The 21,672-nt window shown below is 45.6% G+C and carries 20 protein-coding genes; 4 read left to right on the forward strand and 16 right to left on the reverse strand.

The annotated features are described in order from the left end of the window. Positions 1-106: 106 nt before the first annotated feature. The gene (locus DV872_RS27150) at positions 107-238 is read right to left on the reverse strand and encodes a hypothetical protein (protein ID WP_255526184.1); all 132 of its coding nucleotides are present in this window, start codon (positions 236-238) and stop codon (positions 107-109) included. Continuing rightward, complete coding sequence (locus DV872_RS22635; RefSeq protein WP_230391655.1) at positions 231-956, reverse strand: RluA family pseudouridine synthase; 726 nt, start codon at positions 954-956, stop codon at positions 231-233. Before DV872_RS22635 ends, DV872_RS27150 begins: the two co-directional genes overlap by 8 nt. A 96-nt stretch (positions 957-1,052) precedes the next feature. Here DV872_RS22635 and DV872_RS22640 point away from each other — a divergent pair, with 96 nt between their 5' ends. Beyond that, positions 1,053-1,316, forward strand: coding sequence for a hypothetical protein (locus tag DV872_RS22640; RefSeq protein ID WP_114632247.1), 264 nt, complete (start codon positions 1,053-1,055; stop codon positions 1,314-1,316). A gap of 143 nt (positions 1,317-1,459) precedes the next feature. Here the strand turns inward: DV872_RS22640 and DV872_RS22645 are convergent, their stop codons facing one another. The 5 genes from DV872_RS22645 to DV872_RS22665 form a co-directional block, all read right to left on the reverse strand. Then, positions 1,460-1,945, reverse strand: coding sequence for a YchJ family protein (locus DV872_RS22645; RefSeq protein ID WP_114632248.1), 486 nt, complete (start codon positions 1,943-1,945; stop codon positions 1,460-1,462). 98 nt (positions 1,946-2,043) lie between these two features. Continuing rightward, positions 2,044-3,972: an exodeoxyribonuclease V subunit alpha gene (gene recD / locus DV872_RS22650; protein WP_114632249.1), complete on the reverse strand. Its 1,929-nt coding sequence runs from the start codon at positions 3,970-3,972 to the stop codon at positions 2,044-2,046. Beyond that, the gene (locus tag DV872_RS22655; RefSeq protein WP_114632250.1) at positions 3,969-7,676 is read right to left on the reverse strand and encodes a UvrD-helicase domain-containing protein; all 3,708 of its coding nucleotides are present in this window, start codon (positions 7,674-7,676) and stop codon (positions 3,969-3,971) included. The genes recD and DV872_RS22655 overlap by 4 nt, the downstream gene beginning before the upstream one ends. Then, positions 7,666-11,100 (reverse strand): exodeoxyribonuclease V subunit gamma, encoded by a 3,435-nt coding sequence (locus tag DV872_RS22660; RefSeq protein WP_114632251.1) that lies wholly within the window; start codon positions 11,098-11,100, stop codon positions 7,666-7,668. Before DV872_RS22660 ends, DV872_RS22655 begins: the two co-directional genes overlap by 11 nt. 6 nt (positions 11,101-11,106) lie before the next feature. Beyond that, positions 11,107-11,553, reverse strand: a complete 447-nt coding sequence (locus DV872_RS22665) for a hypothetical protein (RefSeq protein ID WP_114632252.1) — start codon at positions 11,551-11,553, stop codon at positions 11,107-11,109. Between the two features lie 436 nt (positions 11,554-11,989). Between DV872_RS22665 and DV872_RS22670 the strand changes: the two genes are divergently transcribed. Then, positions 11,990-12,172 (forward strand): hypothetical protein, encoded by a 183-nt coding sequence (locus DV872_RS22670; RefSeq protein WP_114632253.1) that lies wholly within the window; start codon positions 11,990-11,992, stop codon positions 12,170-12,172. Here DV872_RS22670 and DV872_RS22675 read toward each other — a convergent pair. The 4 genes from DV872_RS22675 to DV872_RS22690 are packed head-to-tail and all read right to left on the reverse strand — an operon-like array spanning position 12,130 to position 14,499. After that, positions 12,130-12,666 carry a gamma carbonic anhydrase family protein gene (locus tag DV872_RS22675; protein WP_114632254.1) on the reverse strand — a complete coding sequence of 179 codons (537 nt, stop codon included), beginning with the start codon at positions 12,664-12,666 and terminating at the stop codon, positions 12,130-12,132. The two genes, DV872_RS22670 and DV872_RS22675, sit on opposite strands and share 43 nt — an antisense overlap. Then, positions 12,663-13,463, reverse strand: a complete 801-nt coding sequence (locus tag DV872_RS22680; protein ID WP_114632255.1) for a 1-acyl-sn-glycerol-3-phosphate acyltransferase — start codon at positions 13,461-13,463, stop codon at positions 12,663-12,665. Before DV872_RS22680 ends, DV872_RS22675 begins: the two co-directional genes overlap by 4 nt. A 17-nt stretch (positions 13,464-13,480) precedes the next feature. Beyond that, complete coding sequence (locus DV872_RS22685; RefSeq protein WP_114632256.1) at positions 13,481-14,305, reverse strand: leucine-rich repeat domain-containing protein; 825 nt, start codon at positions 14,303-14,305, stop codon at positions 13,481-13,483. Beyond that, positions 14,305-14,499, reverse strand: coding sequence for a hypothetical protein (locus DV872_RS22690; protein ID WP_114632257.1), 195 nt, complete (start codon positions 14,497-14,499; stop codon positions 14,305-14,307). Before DV872_RS22690 ends, DV872_RS22685 begins: the two co-directional genes overlap by 1 nt. A 163-nt stretch (positions 14,500-14,662) precedes the next feature. Here DV872_RS22690 and DV872_RS26685 point away from each other — a divergent pair, with 163 nt between their 5' ends. Further along, positions 14,663-14,836, forward strand: a complete 174-nt coding sequence (locus tag DV872_RS26685) for a hypothetical protein (protein WP_158547124.1) — start codon at positions 14,663-14,665, stop codon at positions 14,834-14,836. A gap of 3 nt (positions 14,837-14,839) precedes the next feature. Here DV872_RS26685 and DV872_RS22695 read toward each other — a convergent pair whose 3' ends face one another. From DV872_RS22695 to udp, 4 genes are all read right to left on the reverse strand, one after another. After that, positions 14,840-15,337, reverse strand: coding sequence for a hypothetical protein (locus tag DV872_RS22695; RefSeq protein WP_114632258.1), 498 nt, complete (start codon positions 15,335-15,337; stop codon positions 14,840-14,842). Between the two features lie 90 nt (positions 15,338-15,427). Further along, positions 15,428-16,132: an AAA family ATPase gene (locus DV872_RS22700; protein ID WP_114632259.1), complete on the reverse strand. Its 705-nt coding sequence runs from the start codon at positions 16,130-16,132 to the stop codon at positions 15,428-15,430. A gap of 113 nt (positions 16,133-16,245) precedes the next feature. Further along, positions 16,246-18,345, reverse strand: a complete 2,100-nt coding sequence (gene fusA / locus DV872_RS22705) for an elongation factor G (protein WP_114632260.1) — start codon at positions 18,343-18,345, stop codon at positions 16,246-16,248. Between the two features lie 330 nt (positions 18,346-18,675). Then, complete coding sequence (udp, locus tag DV872_RS22710; protein WP_114632261.1) at positions 18,676-19,473, reverse strand: uridine phosphorylase; 798 nt, start codon at positions 19,471-19,473, stop codon at positions 18,676-18,678. A gap of 189 nt (positions 19,474-19,662) precedes the next feature. Here udp and DV872_RS22715 point away from each other — a divergent pair, with 189 nt between their 5' ends. Then, on the forward strand, positions 19,663-21,039 hold the full coding sequence (locus DV872_RS22715) for a tetratricopeptide repeat protein (protein WP_114632262.1): 1,377 nt from the start codon (positions 19,663-19,665) through the stop codon (positions 21,037-21,039). On the opposite strand, the gene rsmG is transcribed toward DV872_RS22715, so the two are convergent. Continuing rightward, positions 21,020-21,649, reverse strand: coding sequence for a 16S rRNA (guanine(527)-N(7))-methyltransferase RsmG (gene rsmG / locus DV872_RS22720; RefSeq protein ID WP_114632263.1), 630 nt, complete (start codon positions 21,647-21,649; stop codon positions 21,020-21,022). The two genes, DV872_RS22715 and rsmG, sit on opposite strands and share 20 nt — an antisense overlap. Positions 21,650-21,672 lie beyond the last annotated feature (23 nt).

Raw genomic sequence — 21,672 nt, forward strand, 5'->3', positions numbered from 1 at the left:
GTTAAACAAATAGTAGCACGTTGGGACCGCTTTGCGGTCCCTTTTTGTAGTAGGTCAGGTTCTATTCAATATATACATAATTAAAAAGGGCTGCTGCTTTAGTCTATTAGACTTTTGCAACAGCCCCATTATCTCCCCATGGATAGTCAATTCCACCCCGGGCAAACCAGTTAAGGAGATCGGAGACTTCTGATTTTTTAAATAGAAATGTTGTACTGGAGAGAGGGGTCCTACTCACCGGTTTGTGAATCCCCCCGCAGGACTTTCTCTTCCATATCCTGCCAGAGAATATCATCCCTGGGAACAGCTGCCGTAACATTGATACTCTCAGCACTCACGGGATGTATAAAACTGACCCGCCTGGCATGGAGATGAATCCCGCCTCCCGGATTTGACTGCTTTGCCCCGTACTTCAGATCTCCTTTTATGGAGCAGCCCAGAGATGAGAACTGGGCTCTTATCTGATGGTGCCGCCCTGTCTCGAGATCAATATCCGCAAGTACATAATTCTTGTAACGGCAGATAATTGTATAAGAGAGTATCGCCTTTTTGGCATCTTTCTTAGATTCATCACATACATAGGAACGGTTCTTTATCTTATCTCGCCATAGATAGTCTACAAGACGGGCCTCCCCCTCTTCGGGAGATGACTGCAGTACTGCCCAGTAACTCTTTTTTACACCATGTTCCCGGAACAGTTTGTTCATTCGGGACAGAGCCTTGGAGGTCTTGGCAAATATAACTATACCGCTGGTGGGCCTGTCCAGGCGATGGGTGATACCCAGAAAAACATTCCCCGGTTTCTTATCCCTCTTTTTAATAAAAGCCTGAACCGATTCGGCCAGAGTGGTGTCACCGGTTTTATCACCCTGCACAATCTCGGAACAGAGTTTATTGACTATAATAAGATGATTATCTTCATAAAGGACTCTTTCACTGTCCATCACATATATCATGAGAGGAGAATAACATAGAAGAACTCCCGCTGTCTGCTATGAAATGAGTCGATTCTCAGCATTGGAAAAACATAAAATGGGTGATACCTTATAGTTGTGAGTAAAGAAGATATTATTGTGAAAGACAAAACTGACAGGCTGACTGAACTGGAAGATAAACTGGCTATAAAGAAAAACCGGGGTCATCAGTTATTCTGGATAAAATTCAATCCCGGTGCCGAGTTTGATTACGATATCAAAGATGCAACAGAAGATGTCCACTGGATGATATATGAAATTAAGCGGCTGAGAGAAGAAAACAACCACTACAAAGAGTTTATGGAATCCTATAAGGATCAGATAAAAAAAGAACTGGAATAGTGTATGCCGGCATCCCCCTGACCCGATAGGACCCTTACCATGATATGGAAAGTTGCTTTAATCCAGCCTGACATCTTCTCCGTTATATTCCTGCAACAGGAGGAATACAACGAAGAAAGCAGAACTACCGCTGGTCCGTAGGGTTAACCACAGCACTTCTTGTATTTTTTACCGCTGCCGCAGGGACAGGGTGCATTTCTGCTGATCTTGGGCTCTTCACGATGAACGGGTTTATTGATTTCCTGACCTTCCAGAAAGATCCATTTGCCGTCCTTTTTACCGAATTTACTCACTTCGTGGTGAGTATAACGGGCCCGGTCAACCATATAGTGGGCCTTGAACTCTATAGTTCCCGCATCATCGGACTCTCCGCCCTTGGTGATATCGAGAATTTCCAGACCCTGCCACTCTGAGCCTTTGGCCCAGTCTTCAGTAGCCTTTCTGGAATCTTCCCTGTCTTTGGGGTCCACTTCATGGGTGTTCATAATAAAATCTATTTCACCCTTCGCATAAGAAGTGTAACGTGCCCGCATCAGCTTTTCTGCTGTGGGTACGGGAATACCATCTTTGATATAAAGACCGCAGCATTTTTCATAATCGAGTCCGCTTCCGCATGGACATTCTGACATTTTGATCTCCTAATTTTCTTGTCACTGACAAAAATATTCTATCAGGGCAAATAATAAGTCTTTTATCAGTACAAAAGCAATAAGGAAAGGGCGGAGACTTAGGTCTGAAGCATGAAATCCCGGATTCCTGAGAATCTTCTGACTCCCCTGCCCAGGCAGAGTTCAAAAGACTCCACTGAACCGTAAAGAATAAGCCCTTCTCTGGCTCTGGTAATACCGGTGTACAGGATTTCCCTGGAAAGAAGCCGTTCACTGCCTTCGGGAATAAGGACATAAACACATCTGAACTCAGAACCCTGACTCTTATGGATGGTAACAGCATAGGCAGTTTCCATATCTTCAAGAAGAGGTAGAGGAATCATCCTGTACTCATGGTCTGAATCTTCAAAACAGGCAAAAAGTCCATCCTGAAAACGGAGAACCACCCCTCTGTCTCCGTTATACAGATTCCGCTCATAATCATTACGGGTCACCATAACAGGCTGTCCATGATAGGCCTCGGGACTGCGGGGAGAGAGAATATCATTAAGGCCTCGGTTAAGAGCGACAGTTCCAAAGAGTCCCTTTCGGGTAGGAGTCAGGACCGCCAATCCACGGAAGCGCATAAAACAGGCCGCTATTTCATCCTTCTCTTTTTGCCAGGAGATAGAGGGTATAGAGAATCCTGCTGACCCGGGGAGCGGCCCGCTTTTCTTCAGCAGGCTGATGATTTCATCCAGCAGATTTCTATATGACGGAAGTGAAGAGCTGCGGACAAGCCCCCCCTCCCCATTCAGTATTTTAACTGGAGAGAGTTCTCTTTCCGGCTCTTTGATAAAGTTCTTAAAAGATGAGCTGTCGGCCTCAATAACCATGGTGGAAACTTCGCGGATAGCACCGCTGTTTCGATGGACTGTTGTAAGAGAGAGCACCCGGTCCTTGAGTCTGTGACCTTCACTGCCCAGTCCGTGAAGAAGATCTGAGAGAAGTGCTCCGGATTCTACAGAGGGAAGCTGATCCCTGTCACCCACTAAAAGGAGACGGGCTCCAGGCTTCATAGCCTTCAGAACCATGGTCATCAGATTCAGATCAACCATGGAAGCCTCATCCACAACAACAACATCAGCCTGCAGGCTTCTGTTTTCATCAAAACGGGGAAGAGTTCCGGGCTTCAGTCCGAGAGTCTTATGAATGGTTTCCGCCGGATGCACAAAGGCCGGAGCCATTCTGCTGTTCTGAAGCAGAGACTCCATGCTCTCCATCATACGCTTGGCCGCTCTCCCGGTGGGAGCACAGAGTCTTACTTCCGGCAGAACTTCAGCATCTGAATTACGCAAACAGGATTCCAGATACAGGTTCAGCAGTCCGGCGAGTATGGTGGTTTTCCCTGTCCCCGGACCTCCGGTTATTATGCTCATACGGGATCGGCTGAGCATGTGAGCCGCCTGAAGGGTATCATCCGACATAGGCATGGGAGCCGAGTCTTTCAGTTCTTCATAGAGTTTATCCAGTAGAACGATCTGACCGGACAGAGAAAGGTGATCCTGTTCTGTGATGCTCCCAAGAACTTTCAAAAAGTTCTCTTCAAAGCGCCTTTTTTTCAAGAGGTAAAAATAGGAATAATCCTCTGCATAGAGGAGAGCTGCTCCCCCTTCCTCAAGAGTAGCAAAGAGTCTTGGATTGTCCTGAATCAGCGAACTCAGAGCATCTACGATCTCTGCCGCACCGTCAAAAGCGGGGGCTCCCCAAAGAGGGAAATCTTCAATCAGATCATCTGCAGAGATGCGGATATGCCCACGGGCACTGAGCTCCAGAAAGTAGAGAAGAAGCCAGCGCAGCTCATTCTGATGCCTGTCAGCATATCGCTTAACCATGGATTCAGCACTCTGTATCCAGAGAGCTTCAGCTCCCGTCTTGAATGCCAGACGGGCAAAACGGCCGGCATCATCTCCGGGGGCCAGGCGGCGGATCAGATCTGCAGGGGGATTCTCCCGTACTGACTTAAGATCGAGAAAACGCTGAATAGCTCTTGAACGGCTCCGAATCATATCTGCCCCTCCCCGATCAGTCCCATAACATCTTCTTCTGAAGGTCTTACAAAATGAATACCCCTCTGACCATCACTGCCCATTCCGCGTACAAAAAAATAATAGATACCTCCGAATTCCTTTTCATAGGAGAAATCAGGATTGAGTGATTTCATATAGCGTTTCAATGCATAGGCATAGATCATGGCTTGCAGATCATAGCGATGCAGAATCATTGTCTTATTCAAATTGGCTGCTGTGTAATCCTTCAGACTCCCCTTTCCGGGGGGAACTGTAGTCTTCCAGTCGGCAATATAGAGTAAGCCGTCCTTCTCAAAAATCAGGTCGATAAATCCCTTGAGGTAGCCCTTCTTCAATACAGCACTCCAGTCCTCCAGGCTCACCCGGTTTCCCGCATCTGTAGACATAAGAAATTCCAACTCATGTTTTTTCTGTTCAATTTTCAATTCCCTGAGAGGGCCGACTTTCTCAAGGGGCGAATTCAGAACATCATGAATCATTTCACAGAGGGCCTGTTTATTCTCTTTCCACCAATTCTGGTCAAAGAACTTCAAGGCTCGTTCCTCCAGAAAAAGCAGAGCCTCCGAGGGACCGAAAAGACCGTCTTCATCAAGCCAGACAGTGAGGGGCTGTGCAGCATGACTGTAATCCATCTCTTCAAGAATACAGTGGACCAGATTCCCGAAACCGGCCCCCCTGGTCAGCCCGAGAGCTCCGGTTAATTCCTCAGAATCGGGGCTCTCTTCCTGCCTGTCACGGTCGGCATCCTCATCGGGACTTTCAACAGCATGAACATCTGAAGTAAGAGAGGAGAAACTTACAACAGATGTAATTCTTTGTCTGAACAGATCTGAAGCCTTCCATTCAGGAGTAGACAGTTCAAAATCAGCACCCATCCCTGACTCGGATTTGGATACAGCAGTGAGATCCAATGGTTCGAAGCGATATGAGAATAATGCGGGCTGATCAGAGGCTAAAGCCTGAAGACCCGAGGCAATTCGATCATTGACCGCCCTCTTCTGGGGAGAGAGCTGATCCTTTTTACCGTTCCTGAATTTATAATTAGAGTGGAGGGGCCACATCTCCTGCAGACTCTCGCCACTGAAGATATCATCCTCATCTTCCACAATTGAATCCTCTAAAAGGGCCGCATACATGGAGCTGAGATAAGTGAAGTCTCCTTCGGGAAACCAGGGCATATACAACAGGGAGGAAGCCCTTGTAAGTGAGACATAATAGAGCCTCTTCCGTTCTTCCCAGTCAGAAAGATCGGCTTTCTTTTTAGACTCCGCAGTGAGGAGATAGTCTTTATAACGCCGGCCTTCCCAGTAATAGTTAAACTGAGAACTCTTTGCAGGAACTCCCTTAGCCCCGGCACCAAAAAAGAAGACCACCGGGAACTCCAGGCCCTTGCTTGAATGGTGAGTCAGTATCTGAACTGCCTGTCCGTCCTGGTCGAGACGAACCTGTCTATCTTCATCACCTTCAGGGTCATTAAGCTGATGGAGAAAGAGATCATAAAGTTCCCGGGTATCAAGAGATCGCTGCCGCTGCTCGTTATGGAAGATCTCAGCAAGGTGTGTCAGGTTGGTACAGGCACGCTTTCCACTGCTTGTCTTGAGAAGCCGATTCCGCCAGGAATCCCGTCCCTTCATAAAGGAGAGAGTCAGCTCCTGCTCAAAAAGAGTCCTGAAAAACTGAATCAGATGACCCTGATTACAGAGCTCCTGTGCTTCTCTCAGAAAAAGAAGATACTCCTCATAAGCGTCACTCTCCCGGAGACTCTGAAGCTCTTCGGGACTCAGGGCAAAGGCCGAAGTAAGAAGAAAAGCTCCTGCACCACCTCTGCTTCCCGGAGAGGAGAGAGCATGAAGGATAGAAGCGAAGACCTCCGCCTCCTCACTCTCCATTATCTTCCTCTCGGAAAAGATAACCGAAGAGATACTCTTTGAAGCCAATAGTGACTGCATTGCTTCGCAGTCACTATTTTTCTCCATTAGAACAGCAATATCACCGGCTTCCATGGGTTTTGTCCCTTTCTCATCCCTGAGAAGAAGTGAACCTGAAAGAAGTGATTCAATCTCCCGGGCTGTCCAGCTCATCCAGTTCTCTTTCAGGCGTCCCGGACTCCGGGTGATAACTGAATCATCATCCAGAGAAATTTCACAGAACTGAAGAGCCGACTGCTCCTCACCCGCGGCATTGACTGCTATGGCCACTTTATCATTCCCGGCGCCAACCTCTTCAAAGGGGACAGGAGCAAATCCGGGAACCTCAAGGGCAAAAAGCCTGGAAAAAAACAAATTGCAGGCGGCAACCATATCTTTTCTGGATCTGTAATTTGTTCCAAGGGAGAAGCGGTTCTCTTCTGCGACAGTCTTACAGGCCTCAAAGTAAACCGTAAGATCAGCCCCCCTGAACCCGTAAATGGACTGTTTGGGGTCTCCAATCAGGAAATAGTTATGACCCGGCCGGTCAAAGAGAGTTTTGAAAATGGACCACTGCCTACTGTCGGTATCCTGAAACTCATCTACCAGAACAACTTTGTACTGCTGCCTGAGAACTGAGGCAAGAGCACCATCCGGTTCTTTTTCAAGGATATCTGAAAGGACACGGATAAGGTCAGAGAAATCTCTTGCACCCTTAAGATTCTTCTTATTCTGAATAACAGGAAGCGCCTCGTCTACGATCTCTTTGAGAAAAGTAAAAGACAGGGTTTTGAAGTAGATGGTCTTTGAATTATCAGAGGGGTCCAGCAGAGGCTCCAGAGCCTCAAATAGGCGCTCCACAGAGCGGCAGAGTTCAGAATCCTCTGAGTGAGTAAGATCGGCGGCTCCCTTCCCGTCCTTACTCTTTTCCCGGAGTGTGTCTTCTCTCAGACAGAGAAGGTTTTCTATGGGAGTTTTCTTGTTTCCACTCTTCTTAAAAAGCCTTTCCAACCAGGAGTACAATCCTTCTGTTTTCGGAAGGATCTCCCAGACTGAAGCCGCATTCTGAGCAGTTACCGGACGGAGTCCAGTCTTAAGCTCCTTGAAAATACCATGAATCCGCTCTGCATCAGGAGCAAAGGCAAGGAGTTCATCCGCAGCCAGGCGGATATCCCCTTCTCCTTTTCCATAGAGTTCGGTCTCCTCCAGCACCTTCCGGATGACAGCATCCGACGGGAGACGGATGGAGTCTCCCTCATCCAGGGCCTTTACCGCATCCCGAACCAGACTTCGGCTTCCCTCTTCCAGTCCCTTTGCAAAAAAACTGCGCAGGTTATCCCTCTTCTCCCCGGGAATATTCATGAACTGCCTGTAGAGAACCTCTTCCACACCCTCCTCTGCAAGAGAGTTGTCTGTCAGAAACTCCTGTGAAAAGGGAGATGATGATTCAAAGGGATAACTCTGCAGAACATGCTGACAGAAAGCATGAATGGTAAAGATTGGAGCTCTGTCAAAATTCTTTCTGGCCTCCTGAAGATTCTCATCCCCTTCAGCCGCCCTTTCATTCAGTAATTTTCGTATTCGCTCTTTAAGCTCCCGTGCCGCCTTATTTGTAAAGGTGACCACCAGGATGGATTCCAAAGGGATTCCATAGCGTTCGATAAGCTCACAGACAACCCGTTCAAGGTTATAGGTTTTCCCCGTACCCGCCGAAGCTTCCAGGCGGATGGACTGAAGAAGATCTGATTTTGCAGGATCAAAGACTTTATCTGCCACGGCTCTTTCCTTTGGCCCTGACTATGGGCAGATAAATAAGCTCCAGCAATTCACGCAGAGCATCAGGGTTTACAGAGGGTGGGGTCTTAAGAAAACGGGATCTGTAGGGGCAGCGCTCAAATATTCCGCCGCTGCCGCCATATGCGCTCTTTTTCTCCTGGTCCAGCCAGCACTCCCGCCATCGTCTCTGGAGCGCCGCATTATCCATCTGAGGTTCCTTATTCAGATCAGCTGCCAGAACCTCACCCAGCTCCGGATAAAGCGGAATGACCTCGGTCTCGGGATTCATGCACAAGGAGATCAGTCGATCCAGGCGTACCTGAGGATTATCAAGAAGAACAAGATTACTCTCAACCTCTCCTTCCCTGCAGAAACGGATCTCCGGATAATCCCTCTTTCCGATCCGCTGTAACCTGAGTTCTCTATTCTCTCCATCCAGGACAGAAAGAAGGAGAAATTTCAGATAAGAATTAAAAGCATGCCTGGCCGAAGGAGTTCCGGATTCGCAATACTCTAAAGTCTTCCACACTCCATCAGAGTGCTCGGGATTCTCAGGGCAGAGGCTCTCCAGAACCGCGCTGAGAAAAACTTCCCCGCCAGCTCCTGTCATCAAGGGCCGCTTAAGCACAGGAATCACCGAGGCCGGCAACAGACGATCCGCCCGTCTCCCCCCAGGCTGCCGCTCGGGATCAATCAGGATATCCTGAAGACCATCCCACTCCTCTCTCAGATGAATACGTTCAGCCTGTTCCCTCATCTCTGTAAGACGATTTTCCAGGCGCTCCTCTTCAAGAAACAGAATATCATGCTCCGGTAGATTCCCCCTGATCTGCTGCTCCCGGACAAAGTTCGTCAATCCGCCGGGATCAGCAAGACTCTCGGGTGAACGAAGGCTCTTGTCATAATAAGAGTAGCGTTCCAGAAAAGGGAGTTCCCTGTTTTCACTGCTGTCCAGCTCGGGACTCTCTTCATCCTCGGGATAGATATGGAGAACCTTCTTAAAATACCAGGCTGCGGGATTTCTCATAAAAGCAAGAATATCCGCTCCGCTCAAGACAGGTTCATCCCTCTTTTCTGAAGATGGATCTCTACGAAGCAAGACCATTCCTTCTGCCTCTTCTCTGCTCCCCTGAATCATCACCCGGGCTGCCTCGAGGGCGGCGTTGTTAAAAGAGACGGGTCCTTTGAAGTAAGTGGGATCAAAGCTGTGTATGGACTCCTGATGAATCAAAAGATTTTCGGCATCATCCTGACTCTTTGAAAGATAATCCAGAAGCTCTGAAATCAGTACAGAAGGCTGTAGAACCTCTCCCCTGATTGTATCTCTGTTCTTGTAAAAGAGAGTAAGAGATTCGGTTGCGGAAAGCACGGTTTCCAGAAAGGCATATCGATCTCCGCCTCTTCTGGAAAGATCAATGCTCTGGGGGACAGTATCTTTCAGATCAAAACTGAGATTTTCATCCTCACCGGGAAAAGTATTCTCATTCATCCCCAGAACATAAATTCTCCTGAAAGGGATAGCCCTCATCGGTTTGAGAGAAGAGCAGGTGATTCCCTGTGTAAGGTACCGCCCTCTCATCCCTGAAGACTTTCTTATATACTCACTCAGGAGTGTTCTGAATACGAAGAAATCGAAATTTCTATCTCCCGGAAGAGGAGTCTCATCGGCCATATTCAGAATATCCCGGAAACATCCCTTCAGCCGGACCCAATCGGCTTCATCCTGCCGATTATCCTTTCTGACCTTGAAATAGGATTCCAGAATAGACTCGGCCAGAAGAACCCACTGTTCCAGAGGCATTGAAATTCGGTCCAGCTCAAAGAGATCGTTATACAAATTCTGAATAAGGAGCATCAGCTTACCCCAGCTCCGGCCTGTATCATCATCGGGTGCTGCATATGGCAGGGTCTCCGGTGAATCCTCTTCATCCAGAAAAAGACCTTCCCGGATTCTCTCAAAGGCCCTGTCCCAGCTGTTAAATCCAGAAGTTCCTTTATAGAAGGAAGCCTTATGATCCCTGTCATAGCCCCATTTGATATTCAGCTCTTCACTGAGTTCCAGCCAGCCTTCCCTGTCCAGGCGGCTCATTCGCTGACATTCCCTGAAACAGGGATTGTCAAATAGTACAAAAAGATCCGTCCGGCTGAAACGGGAGCCGGGAAGTGTAAAAATATGCAGAAATCCCTGTATCAGAGGAGACAGCCCGGAGCTGTCGAGATCAATCAGATTGTAGGGAAGAGAAGTCCGAATATCATCCGATGGAAACAGTGCCTCCAGAAAAGGTGCATAAATATTGATATCCGGAGCAAGAACGGCAATATCCGTTAAACGGAGAGATTTATCATCATTCAAAGCTCCCAGGAGCAGATCCTTTAAGACCTCAACCTCCCGCCAGGGGCTGGTGCAGCCATGAATCATTAAAGATCCGTCGGGCATCTCAAAAGGAAATGCACAACCTGGAGTTCTATTCTCAAGAATATCCCGCTGAAGAGTATGGAGAACACTGTCAGCAGGAGGAACTGGATAGTGAGCAACAGCTGCTTCCATCTCAAAACCTGCGGACAGTTCTGCAAAGCCATCCATCTGGGTACACCAGTTCTCTAAAAGAGGATTCTCCAGCTTCAGTGGAAAATCGGAATAGATCTTTGAAGGAGTCAGAATGAAATGATCCACCTGAATATCTGAAGAGAGTCTGTAAAAGAATTTCAGGGCTGTATCTCCCAGGAAGGAGGAACCGAAAAGGACAATCCGCTTAACTTCTCCGTCATAGACATCACTGCTGTTTTCAACACAGCGGAGAATACGGCTTAATGACAGGCCGCTCTCATAGACTTTTTCCCACAGATAGCTCTGCCACTCCTCATGCTTTTTCAGGGAACCTGGAACATGTTCACAGCTATGCCCCGACTCCCATGCTTCTACCAGAGCCAGGGAGTTCATACCGTAATGGGAAAGAAGGCCGGCAATGCTGTCAGCCAACTCATAGAGCCGGGATGAGCGGATCTGCACTGTTGATTTTTCATCCTGCGACTGAACAGAGCTTATATAACGATAAAGCTCCCGGCAGGAGGATGGAATACTCTCAGGAGAAGAAAAAAGATCTTCCAGAATTTTATAGAGCCTGATTTTAAGATTATCCATATAAAGGACAGGTTTCTCAGAATCAGAACCACCAAGCAGGGTTCTGACACAACTATAGCCCCCTGCCAGTTCACGCATGGCTTTTTCAGGAAGGACATAGGGATTATCTCCACTGATTCCTCTCTGCTCCGCAAGTTTGAGCTTGAGCCATTCACCCATACTCCTGTTCTGAACAACCAGATACAGGGATGTACCGAACAGAGCATCGGGACAGAGAAGCCTTGAGTGATTATCTATAAAGGATTGAAGTGAAGAACTCTGATAGACCCGATATGCGCACACGGGAGATCAGGACGACCGCCGGGCGATAGTCCAGATAGAACAGAGAATAATTACATCCGTTGAGACAGCCAGAAGCCATGTGGAAAAGTCCGGATAAAAAGTGATATTACCGTTTCGAACAACAAGTTCTGTCATAAAGCGGACCATCACAAGACGGGTCAGCCAGAATAAAAAGATTAAAACAGAAGAGACAACAACCAGACGGGAATCTCCAAAGCGGAAAAGTCCGAGAAGCAGAAGTAGACCTGCAACAAGACTTATGATTCCCATAATCAGTTCAGTCTTCTGAACGGCAGGATTCTCAGCATTCATAAATTTTGCCACTTCTCTGGCGAATCCGCTGTTCTGGGACACATTGGTGATAATACCCTGTACACCGAGTATCAGAAAGAATATGGCAATTGCCAGTTGTAGAAAAAAGATTGAAGTAAGACCTGTATTCTGACGACGCATGAGAGGACTCCTGATAATTATTAGTTAATCTAAAAATACCATGAATTCACCCTGATACGCAATTATCATATGTAAGGTTGAGGAATTCGGCAGTTACAGCGGATGATCAACCCCTTAGGCAATGTTAAATGTCCTGGGGGTGCTCAAACCTCAGGGCTTCTGCAAATAAAATATCAGCAGTTATCAGCAGTTATCAGCAGTTATCCACAACTTATCCACAGGCCTTGTGAATAGAATTCCCTTAACCACAATAGTTTTCCACAACTTATCCACTCCCTTTCACCCTTAGGCTTTGAGTGAGAAAAATGGTCTGGCAATGTCATTGATTTGGTGGTACCTATATATTTGCTAAGCCCTTTTCCCCTCAATGTTCAAGTCCAATAAAAAAAAATCCAAAAAAAGGAGTGAAGCGAAAAAAAAGGACTATACTAAAAGTATGCGGTATCAATTTGAGTACTTTTATATTTACAAAGGGAAGCTGCTTTTGGGAGAATCCATAGAGTCTATGGAAGAACTTCTGGAGCTGGCCGCAATTGAAAAGAGTATGGAGGCTCTGCGGACCGGAGATCCTAAATCCTATTCGGGTTCTTCGCAAAGAACCGCTAATTCCTCCAGGTAATCGGCACCGTTTGACACATAAGCAGCACCGTTTTTCCTGATGGCTTCAATCATGCCGGGTTTTAGCTCTTTTACTACCTTTGCAGGGGAGCCGAGCACCAAAGAACGCGGTGGGATTTTCATCCCCTGAGAGATAAGACTGCCCGCACCAACAAGTGAATCTTCACCTACTTCAACGCCATTCAGAACAACCGCACCCATACCGATAAGACAGTTATCTCCGATGGTACAGCCGTGTATTACAGCACCATGACCTACAGTAACACCCTCACCTAAAGTTGTGGGAAAGCCGTAGTCCGTATGAACAACAGAACAATCCTGAATATTTGTATTTTTTCCAATACTGATTGAGTCCATATCGGCACGGATCACCGCATTAAACCAGATACTGACTCCCTCTGCTATGGTAATATCTCCCACGAGATCAGCACTTGCTGCTATAAAACCGACATTCTTATCAATAACAGGGGCTTTGCCCTTCAATGAGTAATTCATACTTCGTCCTCTTTAATTTCGACACCCCATTCTCTCAGGTTTGTTTCCAGGAAATCCAGAACCTGCTGATGCTCCTTCTTACCTCGACCTTCAATGATGAGTGGCTCTCCAACATGAATATAGACAGGGCGTTCGGGGTGGAGAGTTCCAAAATCGGGAACCTTCTTACCGGGAACAAGAAAATTTGTTTTCAAAGCAATGGGGACAACTCTTACACCTGCTCTAACCGCCAGCTTTATACCAAGAGAGTTAAACTCTGACCGTCTGAAATAGGGTTTTCTGGTTCCTTCCGGGAATAGAAGAATGGAGCGGCCCTTGTTCAGGTATTCCACACCTTCTTTCATGATGACATCGATATCAGCACGGAGATTCTCACGGGTCAGAGAAATACTTTTTGTAGCGATAGCTACGGGATTGAAAATCCATGAATCATAGAGGCTTTTCTTCATTACAATGGTCAGAGGCTTAAAACTGCCTATGACCCAGGGAAGTATCTGAGTTTCCAGGAGGCTCATATGGTTGGCGATGACAACACAGGGGCCGTCAAAATGAAGATTCTGCAGCCCGGTTATCTTAAATTTAGCACCATAACGCTCCAGAGCATCATGTATGATATCGGACTGGTTAAAGAACTCATCATTATCAAACTTTCCAGCCAGACTCAGTGTGCGGCATCTGTAAACAATTCTCAGGAGAGCCATATTAAAAGCAAACCTTCTTCCCAGAAGGAATCTCCACAAGGACTGTTTTCGGTGTTTTTCTGTTTCAAATATTTCAAATTGGGAAAGATCTATCATGAAAATACTCCGCTCTCTTATCTGATGGCCGTGGCATTGTCCTCAAAGGCAAAATGCCATTGATAACTTGGAATATGAGAAAAGTCACCCTCTTCCCAAACAGCCTCTTCTTCTGCACTCAGATCATTATAGGCCAGCTGAACTCTCTCCAGCTGAAACAAGGCATTCAGCCCGGGAGGGAGAGTCTCCAGGCAATTACCTGAAAGATTCAGTTTCTTCAGCTTAATCAGGCCGTCCAGAGAGAATCCCAGAGCCTGCAGCCGGTTTCCCGAAAGATTCAGGATCTGCAGTTTTCTAAGCCCTCCGATCTGATGAGGCAGGATTTCCAGCTCATTATCGGCAGCATTAAAATACACTAATTGTCTCAATCTGCCTATACCTTTATCCAGCGAGGAGATTCTGTTCCCGCTAATATCCAGTATTCTGAGCTTTCTCATTGACCATATTTCCAGAGGGATTTCATCCAAATTCAGATTCTTGAGAATAAGAGTTTTGAGAGACGGAGCATCCGTCAGACCCGGGGGAAAACGGAATGCCTCCGAGCCGTTGATATCTGAAAAACCAAAGGATTCAAAATTATAGAACCATAGTGGTTTATCAGGCATTAAAGAGACGATCTTCCAAAATGAATAATGGGAATACATGGTTTCGGGTGACCTGAAAAAGGGGGGGAGTTCAAGTAGTCCGGGAGACAACAGCTGTGCATCCCGGATCATACAGTCGCAGAGCTGAGAACTCTCCCTGCCTACTATTTCAATGAGTCTATCAATTTTTTCATAAGGACCATTAGACAAAACCTGACGGAAAGATTCTGCAGCAGGGACCGGTGGTTTTTCTGACATCAATTTAGATCCCAGGGGTCTCCTTCCAGTTCCTCTTCTTCATCTCCATACTGTCTATCCCAGGATTCTGAGTCCATATCATCATACTCATCCCCCCAATCGGATTGATCATCGTCCTTCTTTTCATCGGGTTCGAGATCATCCAAAGATACAATACCGTCATCAAAGTCGTCGGTGTCATCGAGCATAGACATTCATATATCTCCTGCAACATCGAGTTTTTTACCACCGGTCTAGTCGGTAAACCGAAGTATTAACTTTATGAGAATATCATAATAAGAAATTAGAGGAAAATCCAGAGAAACCTTAATAATTTCTCAAGCATACCGATGTTTATAGGAGAGAAAGGAGTACGACATGAATCAATTTGATAAAATCAGACAAGAAATCGAAGTGATAGAAAAAGAACTGGTTGAACTCAGAATGGCTGCAGGAAGAAATCAGGTAGAGGGTTCTATAAAAGAGCTGAGCCGTAAAAATGACCGCATCAAAAATGCTTTTAAGTCAATTTCAGCAACAATATCATCCTGATATCTACTCCGGATCAATTGAAACTTTCCCCCCCAGAAACTGAACAGCATTGTTCAAATCCTCTGAAAGCGAAGAGAGTTCCTCAGAGTCCATGTCTTTATACAGTATGGAGTGCTCCAGGTTGTTAGCCCGGATAAGAGGGGCCAGTCCACCACTTAAATCAGAGCCGGTCCGCTCCTCTTCAACAGCATTGGCGGTATCAGTAAAAAGATGTCTTCCCTGCTGCATCCATAACAGAACATTCTCAGTTGGAAAATCCTCACCCAGGGCTATCTGACGAGGTTGAATCAGCCGGACCCGAATGGAAAAGGTAAACGACTCCTCTCCGATATTCTTCAGATACCTCTTATACTCAAGGTTATACCCTACCGAGGAGACTAGACAGCGGTCTATGTTTTCAAGAGAGCGTATTAATAGCTCCATGGATGGAAAAAGATGATCCAGTCCCTCAGAGTTTTTATCAAATTTGAATTCGAGATTGTAAAAACTATCTATAAACATATCGTCAGAAGTATAAACCCCTCCGCACCTTTAAAAAAGGGCTGCCCCTGAGAGGAAGCAGCCCTGGTTTTCAATTACCGATTTAACTTCTTAAACTTCCGCAATAAGAAGTGTTTTTGGATCAAGTTTCAGGTGGAGATCTTCAGATACAATTTTCTTGTGATCTTTCACAAGTTTAAGTACCATAAACCCCTTTTCAGCTCTGAGAGTCAGGATAACAGACAGATAGTCCATATTATTGCTCAGGTTGACGGGAAGACCCTTTTCATCAAGATAATCCTTGTCTTCCGGGTAAGTATCACTGAACCAGAGTTCAATATCCATTTCCACTGCAAAAGCTTTAAACTTTTTAATATCATCAACAGATCCAATTGTGAAATCAAATCCGTCGATGATAACTGCATCGGTACCCAGCTGACCGTTATCCATCATGGCCTTAATACTGGCCAGGACCTGATCTACGGAAACACCTTTCTGATTAAAGTTCATGATCACTCTGTTATGAATGATATCATCATGGACATCCATTGCTTTTTCCAGATCTCTCTTTTTGGAGATTTCTGTAAATATATCTTCATACCAGTTTACGATATGGTCAACTCTATTTGAATAGGAAACATGAATAACGTGCTTGTTCTGCATTAGCTTATCTGTAGCAATGTGGACAAGACAGGCAGTTTTACCAACACCCTCTTTGGAGGCTATTACGGCAATATTCCCTTTCCCAAGTCCTCCCTGAACTGCTTTTTCAAGGCTTCTCAGGGGACTTTTTTCAGTCAGTTCTTTTCTTACCATCTTATTTTACTCCTTCTGTTTATACCAAGGCTGAACTGCAGCCCCGGCACAATATTTTTGTCCTACCGGCGCTGTGTTGCAGCTCCGGTACTTCAACCGCTCAGGGTCTTGTCTTATTTATGCTGAGCTTTCTTTTCTTCTTCATACTTCCTGATCAGATCCTCGGTCACACTTGTAGGAACTTTGCCGTACTTGGCAAATTCCATGGTGAACTCGGCTTTTCCCTGGGTAGAAGATCGAAGAACGGTGGAGTAACCGAACATCTCGCTCAGAGGAACTTCAGCTTCAACAACACTGTAGGTTCCTTCTTCATTAGACGCTACTATCATACCACGTCTCTGATTGAGAGTACCAAAAATATTTCCCTGAAATTCAGAGGGTCCTTCAACAGAAACCTTCATGATGGGTTCAAGAATTATTGGTTTGGCTTGCTTATAAGCTTCACGGAATGCACCGAGAGCTGCTGTCTGGAAAGCCTGGTCGGAAGAGTCTACAGCATGGAACTGACCGTCTGTAACAGTCATTTTAACACCTACAACAGGCGCTCCGATTAGAGAACCTTTAACCATAGCAGTCTGAAAACCCTTATCACAGGAGGGGATATATTCAGTAGGAATTGATCCACCCTTAATTTTGTTTTGAAATTCGTAATCTTTGTCGTCATCAGACTTCAGAACTTCCATAATACCAGCAACACGGGCGTACTGCCCGGAACCACCACTCTGTTTTTTATGAGTGTAGTTAAACTCGGCAGATGTAGAAATTGCCTCTCTATAAGCTACCTGGGGAGCTCCAGTTACCACTTCGGCCTGGTATTCTCTCTTCATTCGTTCAATATAAACTTCAAGGTGCAGCTCACCCATTCCTGAAATAATAGTTTCATTGGATTCAGAGTCAACATGAGTTCTGAAAGTGGGATCTTCCTTGGTAAATCTATTGAGAGCCTTAGCCATCTTGTCAGAGGCAGACTTGTCTATAGGTGAAATAGAAAGAGAAATTACTGCATCTGGTACAAACATGGATGTCATAGAGACATTCATCTTGGGGTCACAGAAAGTATCACCAGAGGCACATTCGACACCAAAAAGGGCTACGATATCTCCGGCAGGTGCTTCTACAATGTCTTCCATGTTATTGGAATGCATTCTTACAAGACGTCCAACTTTGAATTTTCTTCCGTTTCTTACATTTACAAGATCAGCACCTTTCTTGATGATTCCCTGATAAACACGGATATAAGTCAGCTGACCATACTGTCCATCTTCCAGCTTGAAAGCCAGAGCCACGGGGGGCAATGATCTATCTGAAGGAAGAACTACTACATCTTCGTCATTGTCCAGGTCAAGAGCTGTATTTTCAACTTCAGGAGGAGAAGGCAGATATTTGAGAACAGCATCCATCATTTCCTGAATACCTTTATTCTTATATGCAGAACCGAGGTAAACGGGAACGAGTTCCTGAGTCAATGTTCCTTTCCTGACAGTTTCATGGAGAAGATCTTCGGGAATATCACTCCCGTCCATCATCTTTTCCATCAGTTCATCACTGAACATAGAAATTGTATCAAGCATCATTTCCCGTCTTTCATCGGCTTCAGCCTGAAGTTCTGCGGGAATTTCTTCGATTCTGACAACTTCACCGTCATCACCGTCAAAGTAGATAGCTTTCATTCTGATAAGGTCAATAACACCTTCCAGTTTTTCTTCCAAACCGATGGGAACCTGCATCATAACAGAGTTCAAGTCCAACTTTTCTTTCAGCTGATCGCAAACTTTGTAAGGATTAGCACCTGTACGGTCACTTTTATTAATAAAAGCAACACGGGGAACATTGTAACGTTTCAGCTGCCTGTCTACAGTAATAGACTGTGACTGAACTCCACCTACAGAACAGAGAACCATTATGGCCCCATCCAGTACACGGAGTGCACGCTCTACTTCAATTGTGAAGTCAACATGGCCTGGAGTATCGATGATATTAATATCATGGTCTTTCCAGGTAACATTGGTCGCTGCGGACGCAATGGTGATCCCTCTCTCTCGTTCCAGCTCCATGGAGTCCATTGTGGCTCCAACCCCATCTTTACCTCTAACTTCGTGAATAGCATGAATTTTCTGACAGTAGAAAAGAATACGTTCAGTCAGGGTGGTTTTACCTGAGTCGATGTGGGCGCTGATTCCGATATTACGCATTTTCGTGATATCTGCACTCATAGAAACACTAACCTCTCTAGATTAAAAAAATTGCCGGGTATGCACAACAGAATGGATAAGCGGTACCCGTCAGTTCCATTGTTTCCCCTAAAAAAGGGAACGCAACAGCTCTGTAGTTATTTACCGATCTTAAGTCATCCCGGCAAACGTCCGGATTGTTCAAAGCGAATAATTGTATCGGAATTATATAGACTTGCCGTTCTTTCATCAATACCTGAAACATAGGGAAAATCAGAGCTGATAGAGAATTAGTTCTTTTTTATTCACTTTCTCACAGTAGAAGAGCTTTTCCCGGGGAAAAGCCCGCAGCATGACTGATTCTTCTTTAAATCAGGCAAATCCTTCTCCCGTCAGATGGAGAGAAAGTGCTTCTCTGATACATGTTGCCAGCCGCTCTTCGGCCAGTGGAAGGATCTTATCATCGGGAGTTTCATGCTTACCCCTTTTAGCAATGACAGAAGCTACCATGGCCGCCTTCAAACCGAAAACTGATGCCAGAGTCAGCAAGGTAGCCGATTCCATCTCATAATTGAGTACATTCAAGTGCTTCCATTCTTCAAGACTGCCCTGAAAACGGCGAGGGACATAGGAAGTAAAGGTATCATATCTTTCCTGACCGGGATAAAAAGTATCACTTGAGGCCGATATTCCCTTATGATGTGGAATATCCAGATTGGATGCAGCCTGCAATAATGACAAGGTAAGATCAAAGTCGGCAACTGCGGGGTACTCAATGGGTGCATAATGAGTGGAAGCCCCATCCAGACGGACAGAACCGGTTGTAATAATCAGATCTCCAAAATTGATATTATCCTGGATAGCCCCGGTCGTTCCGATTCTGAAAAATGATTTAATTCCCAGAACCGCAAGCTCTTCCAGGCAGATGGAAACAGAAGGTCCTCCGATTCCTGTAGAACAGACTAAAACTTTGTGTCCTGCCAGATCGGCAAGCCAGGAGGTATACTCTCTATTTGATACCAGAAAGACTGCATCCGGATCTATCATTCTTGCGGTCTTTTCAACACGTCCCGGATCACCGGGCAAAACGGCTGTTTCCGCACCGGAGATCATGGCTTTATTCAATTTAACATGATACAAAATGCTGTCGCTGTTATTCTTTTTTTTCATAGATTTACTCCCTTTATCTTTCAAGGTTTAATTGAAGCCCTGATACCCTGAATTATAGGACCGAATGGCCATTCCCGTTCAAGTCAGGGCAGAAGGATAAGTTTAATTCTAAGAGTCTACTACTATGTCTGTCCAGAAAAAGAAGTTTTCTTGACAAATGACTCGTTAAAAGAACATAATTCTTTTTATATGTCGTCATTTATACCATTACTTATTCCCATTGTCATTATAACTGTTGCCATCATCATAATGGTGTCAATTCTCAGCGGGCGAAACAAGAAAGATATCTCAGGAAATCAGATTCAGGATAGAAACACAATTCTGAAAGAGGCGAATAAACGCCTTGCCAATAATCCGAAAGATACACAGGCCCTCACAGCGTTGGCTGATCTTCATTTTGCAGAGCATAATTATACCCAGGCCATGAAGACCTACGGTATACTCCTCGATTTATGTGCCACCAACTCCAGGCTGGATGAGCATACGGTCAACCTGAACTTCGGTCTTTCAGCCATGAAAGCCAAGGTCTGGACAGAAGCCTACAAAAGTCTGGCCATTGCCAGAACTAAAGATACAGATAATTTTGAAATAAACTCATCTCTGGGTGCTCTTGAATTCAAACGGGGCAACTATGAAAAATCCATTGCCCTTTTGAAACAGGCACTAAGCAACACTCCCAATGATCATGACAGCCTTCGCTACTGCGGGCTGAGTCAATACAAACTCCGTCGCTATCAGGATGGAGCACCCTACTTAAGAAACGCAGCCACCGGGCATCCTGATGACAAGGAAGTCCTTTTTGCCCTGGCCCGCTCACTTTATGAGACTGGTCAGATGGATCAGGCATTAAAAATATTCTCCCATCTAAGAGCAGATCCCGACTGGGGTCCACAGGCAGCCCTCTACAGCGGAACCGTCAACAAGCAGAAAAAAGATTTCGAAAAGGCCATTATGGATTTTGAGATCGGTCTTAAACATAAACAGATATCAGAAGATGTTCTTCTGGAACTCAAATACAGACTGGCTGACAGCTATAATCAGTCTTCCAACCTGGACAGAGCTCTTGTGGAATTAAACGATATCTTCGAAATCAATCCAAAATACAAAGATGTGGCTATTCAGCGGAAAAAGATAAAAGAACTCACAAGCAACAGAAACCTTCAGACCTACCTGATGGCTCCGATTTCAGAGTTTATAACCCTCTGCCGCAGGCTTACCCTTCTCCTCTTTCCCAAGACCAGGATCAAAGTAGTGGATATTTCCGTTCATAAAAATGAGTTTGTTGATATCCTGGCGGAAGTCAAAGCCAGAAAATGGGAAGATCTGATAGTTTTCCGATTTTATAGAGAAGAAGGTAACATAGGGGACTTTTCAGTAAGAGAGCTCTATGCACATGTGAAGGAAGTTCATGCAGGGCGTGGATTCTGTATCTCTGCGGGTGCCTTTTCTGAGGAAGCACAACAGTTTGTGGAAGCACGCCTGATAGACCTGCTCCCCAAAGACAAACTGATGAAACTACTGAACAAACTCAAAAACAGCAGTCAGCCTATTGCAAATGCATTATAACCAGGTGCCGTTCTTCATCCAGAAAAGGAACATCAACATTTACGATCGATGTCTCTCTTACAGGATCTTCATCAAGAGAATTTAATTCTTTATCAATCAGTTCTCTTCTCCCTTTATATGCCAGAACTGTCCCTTTATCCTCACAGAGTATCTTCTTTAGATGTTTCATCAGGTCATTCTGAAAAGGTGAAAATGCTCTGAATGTTACAACTTCATAGCGGTCGGTCAATTTTTCCATGGTCTCTTCAAGAACCGAGACATTAGTCAGACCGAGAGTCAGGATGATGTTTCTTAAAAACCCGGTTCTCTTTCCGGAACGTTCAACGAGATGAAAACGAATATGAGGCAGCATGATGGCCAGAGGTATACCCGGCAGACCTGCTCCCGACCCGATATCAGCCACTACAGACGGAGCAAGGCCCTGCATAGTTTTAACCCCTGCCAGGGAGTCCAGAATATGACGAACAACAAGATCGTCGCCCTCAGCATTTACAAGTCCGTAACGGGGATTCCAGAGCTCAAGCTCCTTGATATACTTCTCCAGTAATTCTACTTTTTCTGAATCCGGTGCCAGTCCCATCCGAGCCAGTCCGTTTTCCAATATTCCCATAATTTCTCCAATCTTTTTAAATA

Origin of the sequence: Oceanispirochaeta sp. M1 (genome assembly GCF_003346715.1) — a bacterium.
GTDB lineage: Bacteria > Spirochaetota > Spirochaetia > DSM-2461 > DSM-2461 > Oceanispirochaeta.